The sequence below is a fragment of the Flavobacterium sp. TAB 87 genome, assembly GCF_001529295.1.
Lineage (GTDB): Bacteria > Bacteroidota > Bacteroidia > Flavobacteriales > Flavobacteriaceae > Flavobacterium.
In genome coordinates this window covers 978719-992510 of sequence record NZ_LLWK01000038.1, presented here as the reverse complement: position 1 = coordinate 992510, position 13792 = coordinate 978719, and the positions used below count along the sequence as shown (strand labels likewise).

Annotated in this window: 13 protein-coding genes; all 13 read right to left on the bottom strand. The window is 29.6% G+C overall.

All coding sequences use genetic code 11. The features are described 5' to 3' along the window. Positions 1-84: 84 nt before the first annotated feature. Entirely contained in the window at positions 85-1029 is a 945-nt protein-coding gene (locus tag AP058_RS16430) for a hypothetical protein (RefSeq protein ID WP_157492754.1), read from the bottom strand. A gap of 317 nt (positions 1030-1346) precedes the next feature. After that, positions 1347-2246: an NAD-dependent epimerase/dehydratase family protein gene (locus AP058_RS16425; protein ID WP_066313346.1), complete on the bottom strand. Its 900-nt coding sequence runs from the start codon at positions 2244-2246 to the stop codon at positions 1347-1349. Beyond that, on the bottom strand, positions 2243-3058 hold the full coding sequence (locus tag AP058_RS16420) for a glycosyltransferase (protein WP_066313345.1): 816 nt from the start codon (positions 3056-3058) through the stop codon (positions 2243-2245). The genes AP058_RS16425 and AP058_RS16420 overlap by 4 nt, the downstream gene beginning before the upstream one ends. 12 nt (positions 3059-3070) lie before the next feature. Continuing rightward, complete coding sequence (locus AP058_RS16415) at positions 3071-4081, bottom strand: glycosyltransferase (protein ID WP_066313584.1); 1011 nt, start codon at positions 4079-4081, stop codon at positions 3071-3073. Between the two features lie 289 nt (positions 4082-4370). Next, positions 4371-5159: a glycosyltransferase family 2 protein gene (locus AP058_RS16410; RefSeq protein WP_066313341.1), complete on the bottom strand. Its 789-nt coding sequence runs from the start codon at positions 5157-5159 to the stop codon at positions 4371-4373. After that, on the bottom strand, positions 5122-6381 hold the full coding sequence (locus AP058_RS16405) for an O-antigen ligase family protein (protein WP_066313340.1): 1260 nt from the start codon (positions 6379-6381) through the stop codon (positions 5122-5124). The genes AP058_RS16410 and AP058_RS16405 overlap by 38 nt, the downstream gene beginning before the upstream one ends. After that, positions 6368-7624, bottom strand: coding sequence for a glycosyltransferase (locus tag AP058_RS16400; RefSeq protein WP_066313339.1), 1257 nt, complete (start codon positions 7622-7624; stop codon positions 6368-6370). Before AP058_RS16400 ends, AP058_RS16405 begins: the two co-directional genes overlap by 14 nt. Positions 7625-7668: 44 nt before the next feature. Continuing rightward, positions 7669-8412, bottom strand: a complete 744-nt coding sequence (locus AP058_RS16395) for a glycosyltransferase family 2 protein (protein WP_066313338.1) — start codon at positions 8410-8412, stop codon at positions 7669-7671. Positions 8413-8417: 5 nt separating this feature from the next. Continuing rightward, positions 8418-9017: a CatB-related O-acetyltransferase gene (locus AP058_RS17260; RefSeq protein ID WP_304438246.1), complete on the bottom strand. Its 600-nt coding sequence runs from the start codon at positions 9015-9017 to the stop codon at positions 8418-8420. 69 nt (positions 9018-9086) lie between these two features. Beyond that, on the bottom strand, positions 9087-9857 hold the full coding sequence (locus AP058_RS16385) for a hypothetical protein (protein ID WP_157492752.1): 771 nt from the start codon (positions 9855-9857) through the stop codon (positions 9087-9089). Positions 9858-10014: 157 nt separating this feature from the next. Next, complete coding sequence (locus AP058_RS16380) at positions 10015-11427, bottom strand: lipopolysaccharide biosynthesis protein (RefSeq protein ID WP_066313335.1); 1413 nt, start codon at positions 11425-11427, stop codon at positions 10015-10017. A gap of 46 nt (positions 11428-11473) precedes the next feature. Continuing rightward, a complete protein-coding gene (locus AP058_RS16375) occupies positions 11474-12463 on the bottom strand; it encodes a hypothetical protein (protein ID WP_066313334.1) in 990 nt (329 codons plus the stop codon). 288 nt (positions 12464-12751) lie between these two features. Then, positions 12752-13789 carry a pseudaminic acid synthase gene (pseI, locus tag AP058_RS16370; protein WP_066313332.1) on the bottom strand — a complete coding sequence of 346 codons (1038 nt, stop codon included), beginning with the start codon at positions 13787-13789 and terminating at the stop codon, positions 12752-12754. Between the last annotated feature and the right edge of the window lie 3 nt (positions 13790-13792).

The following is a 13792-nucleotide window of genomic DNA, read 5'->3' as shown; positions in this document are numbered from 1 at the left end:
ATTATTTTTAATATTATTTATTGTTTTTAATCCGAAAATCGAATTAAATAAAAGTAATCTTTTCGGCAACTAGCTTGATTGTTTTTAAAGAAAATCTTCAAAAGTTGCTACACGATGTGTCTGGTATAAGAAATAGACAAACATAGGAAAAAGCAAAACACTAAGTCGATTGATAGTCAAAACAGCTTTGTCATTTTTAATTTTATCAAATGGAAATAATAATAGGGCGAAAAGTAGGTAGGGCGAAAAACGATGCGCTACAATAGGATTAATAAAAAAAGTTACGCAGTAAAAAATAAAAGTGGTTACCAATATGGGATGAAGCATTTTACGTTTGTAAATTATAAATCCCAAACCAACCAAACCGGCAATACATAGAAAAAAGAGTATGTGCATAAACCCAATTAAAGGCATTCCTTGTGAATATATTTCGACTTTCGACCTAATCGAATCAAATGCCACAATTTCTGATAAAAAATGTTTTAAAATTAAATAGAATAAGAAAGCGATAATTGGCAGCGCCAACAGCATTTTAAAATAATGTTTCCATTTATGCAGATAGGTGATTAACATTAAACTTGAACTAATATGCATAAATGGAGTTAATAAAACCCAATTGAATTTTTGATCTCTAAAAGTGTAATGAAAAAACACTGCAAATAATATATAAGAAGGTCCATTTCGAAGTAAAACATAGCCAAACAAAAAATAATGCACTACAAATAAAAGTATTTTCTTCCATGCTTCGATATCATTTCTAAAGATTAACCATACAAAGAATGCAGTACTTAGCAGAAAATTAAACCAGAACATTGCACTAAAAACAGTTGTTTTGTCCTCTAGTAAGCAATTAAAAAATGAATAAACTGCAAATAGATAGGGCTCGTTTATTAAATAAGAAAGAAAACCGCTAGGTTGATGAAAAATTTCAAAATTATAGTATAGGAAATAATCATTACTCAATTCGAACTTTATCATCGTTCTTAGCACCAATGAGCTGACAATAAAAACACCTACAAAAATGAACATTTTTTTTGAACGAGGCTTTACTAAACAAGCAAAATAAAAGCTCAAATAGGTAAATAGTAATAATAGCAATAGTGCAATCATCTCATAAAAAAAAGAATTAAAACTAAAGTTATATGCACCAATATACGACTCGAAGTTAAAATTTGAATGTCTTTATGCCCCGCTCCATCGTTAATTGCACCCATTATTTGGAAGAATAAAATTGCAAAAAGCATAGGCAATAGCAGCTACTATAAACATAACTTCAAAACAATATTTGACTTTAGTAAAATTAACGACCATTTATTCTACTTGAAAAAAAATACAATTGTATTGCATTATGTTATGCTTTTGAATGACTTAAATGTATTTATAAGACCTTGACGGCTACTTAGTGGTAACTTTTTGCCCATTGCTTTTACAATTTTATCGTTACTCACAAGATAATTTTCAGTAAGCTTTTGCAGTCGCTCGGAAGTAAGTGGCAATCGAAAAGTATCTCCAATTTTCGCTACCCTTTTGATCCAAGTTGATTTAATGTTTAAAATCATGTGTTTTTTTCCGATGCTTTGACCAATAATAGCTATCAATTCGTTTGTTGAGAGCGGTTGATCGTCTGCTACATTATAAATGCCAGATTCAATATTTTCGTTATCAAATAATTCATTAATAACAAAACAAAGATTTTCTACACTCAAAAAAGAGCGCTGATTTTCAAAATCTCCGAGCGGCCAGGGCATTCCTTTGCAAACCAATTTATACAATAAGTTCAGATTTCCCTTATTTCCTGGCCCATGAATCATGCACGGTCTAAGTATATATACTTTTTTACCTTCAGGAATTTGCTGTGACAAAATATATTCCTCTGCTTGACGCTTTGCGATTCCATAATGGGTTTTGGGTTCAGGAAGTGCTTGCTCCGTCAGCGTTCCCGCAACTTCATCAGCTACTGCTTTAACGGTACTCATAAAGATAAAAACAGACAAATTAGAAATTAAAAACGCATCAAACAATTGCTTAGTAAGTTCAAAATTCGCCTCATAATAATCTAGCGGAGTGGAGACTTTTTTTAAATCATGAGCTTTACCTGCCAAATGAATTATTGCATCACCTTGTAAACTTAAATTTTGGTTAGGAATGTATCGAAGCGACATTCGAGATACATTGAAATCAGTTCCTAGATATTTTTGAAGGTTTATTCCAACAAAGCCTGTTGCGCCTGTGATGGTTATTTTCATTTATTAAATTGTGCTAATGCTTTTTTATTTATATTAACTCGATCTTCATCAAAAAACCAACCCCACTTGTTAAAATAATTTATTGCTGAATTGACAAATATCTTGAATAATTTTGAACTCTTATTGGCGCCAGATTCATAACCGTGATAGATAGAAACTTTGGGAAAATAAATAGTTTTATATTTTAAATGCATTCTTCGTGACAAATCCCAATCTTCAAAATACATAAAAAAGGTATCATCATACATTCCCACTTCTTTAATAGCTTCAATATTTAATAAAGTAAAACAGCCTGAAAGAATAGGTGCGTTGTAGATTGCATCTTCTGGCACCTTCCTCAATTCGTATTTGTTAATAAAGGCATTGTAAATATTTTGTGGTTTTTTAAATTTCCGCATAAAAATACTATACGGAGAAGGCAGTAATTTAGGTAAATTTTGAACCGATCCATCTTCATTTAAGATCTTTGGCATCATCATGCCTATGTCTTTGTGTTGAGACATAAAATCAACCATTGGTGATATTACATCTGTATCAAAATAAACATCAGGATTAATCACAAAATGATATTTGGAACCAGATGCCATTGCTTTTGTAATTGCAATATTATGAGCTGCTCCAAATCCGGGATTACTTGGATTGTGGATGTAGTGAATTTTGGGATCACTAATATTACTTTTTAATATATTCGTTGGAGAATTGTCAATAATATAAATTGTAATATTTGCATTTAAAATAAAGAAACTTTCCAAAACCCTCTCAAAATCATTAAAATCAGAGCAATAAAAAACTATACTAGCTGATATATTCATTACTTTAATCTATTAAGTTAAGATATTAATTAAATCATCTATTTTATTTTCTATCTTACTAACACTAGGTTTCAAATCTTCTTGAATTGTTCTTATAAATGTATTGTAAATCAAAGACACGTTGTAAGGATCAAAAACCAGTGAAGGTTCACAAACTGCATATGTATAAGGTAAATCAGCACCTAAGACTTTACATCCATTTTCAATTGACTCAACTAGACCTAATCCAAAGCTTTCCGCCAATGAGGGGAAAACAAGATATTCATTTTGTAAATATAATAACTTCAAATCATCTCTTTTTATAAATCCAGTATTTATAATTGGATATCCTAATGTGATTTTATCATTAATAGCCTTAAGCACGATAGGGTAATCTTTACTTATTGTAACTGTTAACTCTCCTACACGATATTTGTCATAAAAGGCACAAAAAGCCTCTAATAATCTAATATGATTTTTATTAGGTGTTGCATTACTAACATATAGATAGGTGTGTTTTTTCCGTACAGGAACGTTTGGTACTAACTCCTTAAATGGAGGATAAAATGGTTTTATAATTACTTTGCTTTCAGAAACTTTAAATTTATTTATAAAAGAGGTTTTAATTAAATCGCTTTGCACCCACCAACTTGTAGTGTTTTTAAAGAACTTTATTATTGAAACTTTTAAAGAGTATTTAAACTTTTCAATAAAATTAAAATCTTCCGGAACATCAAGGTACATCGGGTTATGAAAATAGGTTATTACCTCACAATTCTGTGCAACCATAGGTGGAATATTTCCTAAACATAGTATCTTCTCAAATGTATTTTTGTTTGCTTTATAAAATTTAAATCTCGACAATAATCCTGCTTCGATATAAAATATAGTATTAGATTTTTTTATAACTGGATGCTTTTCTTTTATGCGACTATCAAATAAGTAGACAATTTGTGCACTGGTTTTTTCTAATTCTTCAATTAAATAGTCTAAAAGGACTTTTCCACCTCCAACATTAATATAAACGGCGTCGATTAGTAACATTTTTTTTAAATTTAAAATTTGATGAATTTTATTGTTTAAAGAATATTTGTGGAGAACTAAAAAAAGTAAGCACGGCACATAAGATAAGCACATCAACTGATTTCAAAGATGTGTTTAATGTAGGACGTTCAACTGCATATTTAAACAACTCTTTTTTGTTAACTAAAGCAGCAAATGAGTATTTACGGGTCAACTCGCTATTATTTAAATCTTTAAGACAATCCGAAAGAATTGACAATGGACCTCCTTCAAAAAAATTAACTATTGATATAGCAGTTACTTTATAATTCTAATTTTCATATTTACGTTTGTATAATATCGTTAACACAGCATTTGGAAGTATTTTTTTTCCCATACTAGCAATATACATGTATCCTGATTCGATATAAAAGTCAAAGTAGTTTTTGAGCGAATAATTTAATTCATTTTTTATTCTCAATTTTTCACGAAATACCGACAATCTGTTAGCATCAGAAACACCTCCATCTGAAATAACAGATATAATTTCATCAATTTGCACAATACGAGCACCGTTTAAATAACTTCGCAATATAAAATGGTAATCTGATGCTAATTTATACTTTAAATCGTAATTGTACTTTGTTTGCAAATCTCTGCTTATGAGACAAGATTGATGATTTGCTACCATTCCTTCTATAATTAAACTAATTTGTTTTGATTTTAGAATTGGAATGAAATTGATTTTACTGGTTGCTATACCAACATCTCCATAAATAAGATCAACAGGTTTGACTTTTATAATATACTCTGCTAATTTGCTAATAACACCGTTATTGTGAAAAACATCTCCTGAATTAAGGAAAAGTAAAAAATCTCCAGTAGCTAAACGAGTTCCCTTGTTCATTGCGTCATAAATACCTAAATCTTGCTCAGAAATAAAAATATTGACTTTGTTAATATAGTTATTAATTTTATCTACTGTAGAATCTTTTGATCCACCGTCAATTATGACATATTCGATATTTTGATAACATTGATTTATCACACTCTCAATAGTTTTGGAAATATGTTTTGCGTCATTATAAACTACGGTTATAATCGATATTTTTGGTGACATTTTTAAAATTTAATGATGTTAGTATTAATAAAGTAACAGAAACGTACGTTAAAACCCCTCCAATGTAATCAGGTCTTTGCAAGAGTAATAATAAATATATTAAACAAGATTTTTGAGGAACTGTTAGCCAATTTTTTTTTCTAAAGCAAATAAAAATATAGTAAAAAACATGTAGAGAAAATATTATTCCGCCAAAAAAACCATGTATACCAAAATTTCCTAAAAAGTTAGCTGACATAAAAGTACCATAAAATCGACTTTTCTCATCAGACGCATAAGAAAGTCCTTGGCCGATTAATGGCGAATCTACAAAGGCATCTATTGCAGTACGAATTAAATCAGTCCTATTATCTGCTTGATAATTATCAGAGGCTGAGGCAGGATCTATTATACTTTCCAATCTTCCGATGGAAGATCCATAAATTATATTTTGATTTACACTATCGAGCTGCAAATAGACAGAAAAAACAATAATTGAAATTAACAATGAACCCACAAACATTCTTATGAAGTTTTTTTTACTAAAATAAAATAAGGAGTAAAAAGCTAAAATTAAATAGAAAGCAATAGAAAACGTAAACAAACCAGTTATCATTAAAATAATTCGAAACTTTTTATTGTTGATTGTTAAATCATTCAATAATATCGCAATTAAAATATAAAAAGCAAGGGTACCAGGTTCATCAAAATAACCAGCTGGACGAATAAATTTAGCAGAACCAAAATCTACGAGTGTATTTGTAAATGATATAATAAAATTATAAGCTTCTCTTCCATCTGGATTCTTAAAAGCGGAATAATAGGGTAAATTGATAGTTACGGCAAGCAAAAAACATATAGAAGAAAGTAGCCCCATTACCATCATAATCTTAATGAAAGAACCTGTTAAAGTTTCTAATTTCATAAAATTTGAAAAATAGATATATAGTATCATAGGTACTACAACTTGGAATAATAAATTTATGTACGCTGCATCGGAATGAGCAAAGAAGTATACAAAAGCAGTTAAAATTTGAAACAAGAAGATAAAAACAATACTGGAATTTAATTTAATACGTTGTAAATTAATAAGTATCCCAACTGTTAACACTGCTGTACCAGCCGTCATAATAAATTTTGCAGGAAGATTTAAGGCTTGTGGAATTGAAAAAGGGAATGCCATAAACATAATGACCCAAATTAAGCTAATGCTAATCCAAATCTTTTTTTTAGTTTCCGGCATTATGCTTTCTTTTAAATTTTATAATATTCGAATACAATACAGAATATTTATTCAAAATTACCTCTTTACTAAATTCATTTACAATTTTTAGTCGTGCAGATCGATTTAAATCACTTTGGGATATAATCCAATTAAACCCCTCAATTAGATCGTTTAGATTTTTTAAGTCGGCTTTGTATCCATTTATTTTATGGTCAACCACATCTTTGAGGCCTGTTGTATCAAAACAAAGTACAGGAATACCGCACGACATTGCTTCAGCGGCTACCTGACCAAATGATTCATGCAAAGAAGGCATGATTACAACTTCGGAAACATTATATAACGAAACCAGCTTCTTTTTATCATAAATTGAATTCATGGTAATAAATGGAACATTTAATTTGATCTGCTCTATGTTATCTACTCTTCCAAAAATTATTAGTGTAAATCCATCAAGAGCTCCTCGGCTCGCCATTTGTTGAATGTACGAAAAACCCTTATTGGTGTCATTTAAAGGATCAGTTGCACCAAATAGTATGTACTTTGTTTCTTGTAATAGACCTAATTTTTCTTTAGAAATTGATTTTTCTAATGGAGCAAATAAATTTACATCAATGTAGTTAGGTATTAAATTAATCCTAAAATCTTTTAAAATCCTACTTCTTTTTGCACTTTCAAACATCCATAGGCTAGGAACGACAATATCTATTTTATCTTTTAATTTTTGGATTCTCTCTTCTTTTTCAAAAAATTGTCGATCCAAGTTTTTTTGGAATCTACTTTCTTTAATTTTAGGGCAATCGCTACAATTATCAATATAATTAGTGCACCCTTGAGTTGAATGGCAACCGGCGGTAAAAAGCCAATTGTCATGTAATGTCCAAACCATTGGCTTATCAATTGATTTTAGATCATCTAAACCAACAAATGCATTATTAACCCAATGCAGATGAAGTATGTCAAAATCAGTCTTCTTAACTGTTTTTAAAAAAAACAAACAAGAAGTATTAGCAGACATTGTTAAGCTTGAAGTTCCAAACTTGAACTTATTATACTTTATTATTAAGTGTGGAATCACTTTAGCATAAACTTTGTCTAAAATCGAAGATGGAAAAATAATTTTTAAGTCATTAGTTTTCTTTCTATTAACAAGGAGTTTCGATTCGAATAAATGACTTTTATCAAACAAATCATTTAATCTTGTCGCTGCAATAGCTGCACCACCAATGTTATCGCTCTCGGATACTTGCAAAATTTTCATTTTAAGACGCTTTATAATTAAAACCTAATTATTAAATTTCCATTCTAATTAATACGAACCTTAATTAATTTTTTCAATAAATTTTGCAATCGCTTTTTAAATAATATAAAATGTCTTTCGGCCATCAAAAAATTTTCTTTTTGAAACAAAATTTCCTCTCGCTGAAATAGAGAAATATTGGCTTTTGAAAAACCTTCTTCGTCCCAAATACTTACTAAATGATCTGCGTGCAGAAATTTTCCTTTTGACCGTGCTACTCTATATAGTAACTCTCTATCTGCTATAATTTTATAGCCTAAATTATAATTACCAAAGCTTTTAAAAACATTTTTATTAAAAAAAACACTCTGATGACATATTGTATTTAAATAAAAAAAGTTTTTAGAAATAGCGTCTGGTGGTTTACTAACGCTTTTAGAATTCTTTGCTAAAGTATTCCCATATAGAATTGCTACACTCGAATAATTTGCCTTATAGAAAATCTTTTTTAAAACATCATTATCATAAAAAAGATCTCCACTATTCATAAAAATCAACCATTCTCCATTTGAATGTTTAACTCCTTTATTCATTGCATTATAAATACCCGCATCCTTCTCACTAACCCAATACGATATGTTTTTATCATATTGTTTTATAATATCGATTGTTCCATCAGAAGAACCTCCATCAATAATTACATATTCTATCGATTGATAATTTTGATTAAGAATTGCTTGAATTGTTTTTTCGATATTTTTAATATCATTATAAACTACTGTGATAATAGTTACTAATGCATCAGCCATAATTTCTATTTTTTATTGTGTATGGAAATAAATTTATCAATATCAAAAAAATATTTTTCAATTTCCAAATGCATTTCTTCTGATTTATTCCACCATTCAATCTTTAAGAGCGCTTGAATAGTTTTTTCATCAAATCTGTATTTAATTACGGTAATCGGGTTGCCAACTGCTACAGCGTATGGTGGTATATCTTTTGAAACAACAGCACCTGCGCCAATTACCGCACCGTTCCCTATTTTAACTCCATCAAGAATAATAACATTTGAACCAATAAAAACATCATTTCCTATTATAATTTCCTTTCTTTCTTCAATTTTATCTGATGTTGCAACAGAAAATCCGTTTTGTTTCGAAGTAGAGTAAAACATTGGAGATGTTGAAATCCCTGTTATAGGATGAATTCCCCACCCGCATAAAAAATTGGGACCAATCGAACAATATTTTCCGATAATAGTCATTGAAATTTGTGCATTATTAGATATATATGTATAATCATCTATTACAACTTTTGATACTTTATGAGAACCTAAAAATTTAGCCTTCTTGCTAATAGAAGATTCTGCTTGTACATTATATAACTCATTTAATGAAATTTTATCTTTCATTATGTAGTAAAAAAACCTCATAGTATCTTTAAAAAAACGCATAATTACTATTTGATTGAATATTATAAATTAAACACATTGTTTTCTTTCAAATGCATCTATAAATGAATTTGAAGTATTGTTATAAATTTTTACACCAAGTACATCGCCATATCCCCTCAGTGAATGATATCCCTCAAACATAAAAGCATAATCTCTTAATATTTCATGCATTTTGTAAATACTTCCATCAACTCTCGTGAAAATATTAAAATCTTGTTTTTTTTTATCGTAAAAATGATGATCTAATATACAAACCTGATTTTCACTATTTACAAATAATTCTTTAGTCCAAGAATGATCCGAGCCTAAAAGATTTATTTCTGATAAACCTATATTTATAGATATAAATATTGCTGCCATAAGAACATTTTGAATTCTAGGAGCGGCTAAATTCTTTTTATATAAGTAATGATTTAAATTTTCGAATCCTCTCTCAGATATAAATGTGGTATTATACGCTACTAGAGAAATGCGATTGTTAATAATAAAGAATTCTTTAAACAATTCAGTTTTAAATGCTGCATGAGGAACAAAAATTTTCATTTCCCAAGTTGTATTGTCTCTAATTGTTTCTAATGTCGATCGACAACTATCCACTACTTTATTTTTCTCATCGCTCCAGTAAGCTGGGTCAGCAAAGACATAATACTGCGGTTTCAATTTTACATAGTAATCTGATCTTGCAAAGTTATTTACAACAACTAATTTTTGTGTTTGTAAAAAGGTGACATTTTTTTCTAAATCGTCTTTTAAAGAGGGACCGTTTCCTAATATAAAACATTCTCCTGTATCACTCACAGAACTCATCTTGACCTTATATGTACTAAATTTAGCAACTTTCCATAGAGAACTAAATGTGAAGTACGATTTTCGACAATTTCTTAAAAAAAATTTTATTAATGATTTTAAATAATGTAGCATAAGAAATGTTAAGTCAAAAAAAGTTAACTAAAATTTAGATTAATTTATTTTTTGTTTTTATAAGTGTAAAGTAATAAATAACAAGGCTGGATAGAAATAATACTGTTATTACTGTTTTATATAAAACCGTAAAGTTTACCACAATCAGAACTGAAATAAAACAGAATAAAGTTAAGAAAAACCAAAGCCAAGGTTTAAAATTTGCAATAGCAACATCCTTGTAGTCTTTTAGAAAAAAGGTACCATATCCCATAATTAAATAGCTCACAAACAAAATTAATGCGGGGATTTTTATCCCATAAATAGGAATTAAAAATGAGTTCATTATCAAGCAAAATAATCCAGCTCCTAATGTTACTTTCCACAAATTTTTTGTTTTTTCTCTGTAAAATAAAATCATGGAAGATCCAAAATACATTGGCCGATAATTATGTGCCATAATAAATATAGCTGCCAAAAAATAACCTGATCTTAATTCTTGGTTATTAACCATGATTCCAAATACTTCTTTTAACCAAAAACACCCGACGGAAGAGCCAACTAACAAGAAAAACTGAATCATCCAAGTTATTTTTTTTACCTCCTCATAATTTTTTAGCTTTATTTGTTGCATTATTATGGGAGCTGCCGCAGTATTTATAGCACCAACCGCCAGAGCCATCAATGCACCGAATGATGCTGCAAATCCGTAAAACCCAATTTGGGCTGTACTTATCAAAAAGAATTTCAACAACAGACTATCTGCTGATCCAAGTAAATAGCCACTGTAAAAATGTGGAATCATTGGCATTGAAACACTCAGACCTTTAAAAATAACTTTACGTTTAAATCTATAAATAGGTTTAATTTTTAATATATAATTTAAAGGATACCAGTAAGAAAAATGCAATAGTAAAGCTGATATACAATTTGCAATAAACCAACCCATGTAATGCAAATCTAAAATCACTATAGTATAGTAATTTAAAGCAATTGTGATAAAAGATATTACAATAGTACGCATAACTACTTCCTTTGGCTTTTGATTTAATTGATAATACAATTGACCAAAAGTATCGGCTGGTCCAAAACAAACTATCGGAATGACGTTTAATAAAATTAGAGCATATAAATTTTCTTTAGCTTCAATTGGCACAATAAAGTAAATTACTACCGCCAATAAAGCAGAATAAAATATCATCCAAATATTTAAGAACCCATAAAACTGAGACCAACGTTTTTTGTAATGATGCGTATGATGATAAAATGCGTTAGTGATCGGTAGTTGTAGTCCTAACATTGCCAAAACACCTATTAAGGACGTGCTTGAATTCATTAACGCTTGCACACCATAATCTTCAGTAGTTAACACTTTAGTAAAAATGGGCAACATTAATAGACTAATTATTTTTGGCACAAAAGGCCCTAATCCGTAGATAAGACTATGCGATATTATTTTTTTTAACATAAATAGGAAAACGTCTTTCTTTTGCTAATTAAATTTTGTTGAGAACTCACAAACCTAATTTGCTTAAATTGATTCGCGAGAGATAAATTGATGATCCACGCTTTTGCTCATGCTGAGAATAATAACTTATCCACAAAAAATTATCTGTAATAACCATACCTGGATAAGAACAGTCACCCCCACTTTCGAACGTTAAAATTTTTTTATAATCTCCCGTTTTTAGATCGAAATAACCTAAGATCAATTTTTCTTTTTCTCGGCCCGATAATAAAATCCCATCTTTATAAAATAAAAAATTTGGTCCGCCAAAAGCATATATTGGTATATTCCCAAACCAATTCCATGTCAATCCCAAATCTTTCGATTTCCCAAGCAGTGCAGTAGCGTATTCACGTCTGACTAAACTATAAAATACTCCATTTTCGTCAACTCGCACAGTTGCTTCATTTGGCGTTCCTGTTGGTGACTTTAATGTATTTGTGTTTTTAAAGTAAACATCATCTTCAGTAGTATAAAAATTAAATACATCATGCTGAAAATTGTAGCCAAATACGTAACCTATCCCTTTATAGTATGTAACCCTCCACGGGTAAGTTTCATTACCTTTTAAATTAGAAATTGTACCGTTTTTTTTATCTACAAAAACTTCATTTAGTAAAGACCAGTTGCCATCTCCTGTATATTTAGCTCTAAAATCTTTATACTCTTTAGGTGCTGACCTATATGCCTCCAAATATGTCGAGCCGTGTGTATAAAAAAGCAATTTATTATCTTTAATTGCAAATTTTGGATCTCTAAAATCAAAACCTTGGTATTTATATAATTTAACCAATTCCCAATCATCAGCATTTAAACTTGATAATATTTTTGCAACACCATCCTCACCAAAGATATGTTCATTTGATTCTCTATAGGTTAAAAGCCATCTATTATCGAAATAAACCAAATCAGTAAAAGCTCTATGTCTTTTGTCAATACAAGTTATCCTTTTTGTAACAACTAATTTATCAAAATTTTTATCAAAAACTTTAGGCATAGGGAGATCATCCTGATCTGTACAAGACAATAGGAAGATCACAAATGGTAAACAAAAATATTTCAGGTACATAGCTATAATTATTCTTTATTGTTTTATACAAATGATAGATATTACTAATTAATATATGAACTTCTATTATATATATTATACTAAAAGCTATTAATACACTAAGTGTTTTACTAAAAAATTTATTATATATTATAATCAAACACATTAATTTATTTAAAAAAAACTTTATAACTTTTTCTATCGCACTTCAAACTTAACAAAGTTTGAATAAAGATTCTACTTCATAAAGTCCATTTTTAAGGCCACTGCTCTTTCAATATCAGTTATAGCTTTTTTTCCCAATATCTCATGATAATATTTAGGATGCATACCAAATCCAGGTCTTATAGAACGAACATTTTCTTTTGTAATAATATCTCCTGCTTTTATATCTTCCACAACATATAAAGATCTCGAAAAATCTTTTCCTTTAATTTGTTTATCTGTCAAGGTATAATCAACAACTCCAATTGCTTTCTCTGCTTCACGCACGGCTAATACCATAGCTGTAAACTCAGTTTCATCCATAGAAAAAGAAGCATCAGGACCTCCTATAGAGTGGTCTAAAATAAAATGTTTCTCTATAATTTTGGCGCCAAAACAAGTGGCAACAACAGGGACTGTTGCTCCCATAGTATGATCAGACAAACCACTTATTACATTATATCGTTTTGCTAAATCTTTTACCATACACATATTAGCCTCGTCAATAGGTGCAGGATAACTAGAAGTGCATTTTAACAAAGCAATATCATTATTCCCCATTCTTTTGCAGGCATCCAATGCCAACTCAATATCTTCTGTAGTAGCAATTCCTGTTGACAAAATTACAGGCTTACCCTTAGATGCCACATATTCGATCAAAGGAATATCAGTAATTTCAAAAGAAGCAATTTTATAGGCTGGAACATTAAGCGTTTCTAAGAAGTCTACTGCTGTTTTATCAAAAGGTGATGAGAAACAGATTAACCCCTCTTCTTTTGCTACTTTAAATAATTCTTCATGCCATTCCCATGGGGTATAAGCGTCTTGATATAATTTATGCAAATTACAGCCTTCCCAAATGGTTCCCTTAATAATAAAATCCTCCTTATCGCTCTCAATTGTCATAGTATCTGCAGTGTAAGTTTGTAACTTAATACAATTTGCACCAGCTCTTTTCGCAGCTCTAATTGTTTCTTTAGCTACCTCAATACTACCATTGTGATTGGCTGATAATTCAGCAATTATAAATACTTCTGAATTTTTACTAAGTTCAAAATTTCCAATTTTCATAAT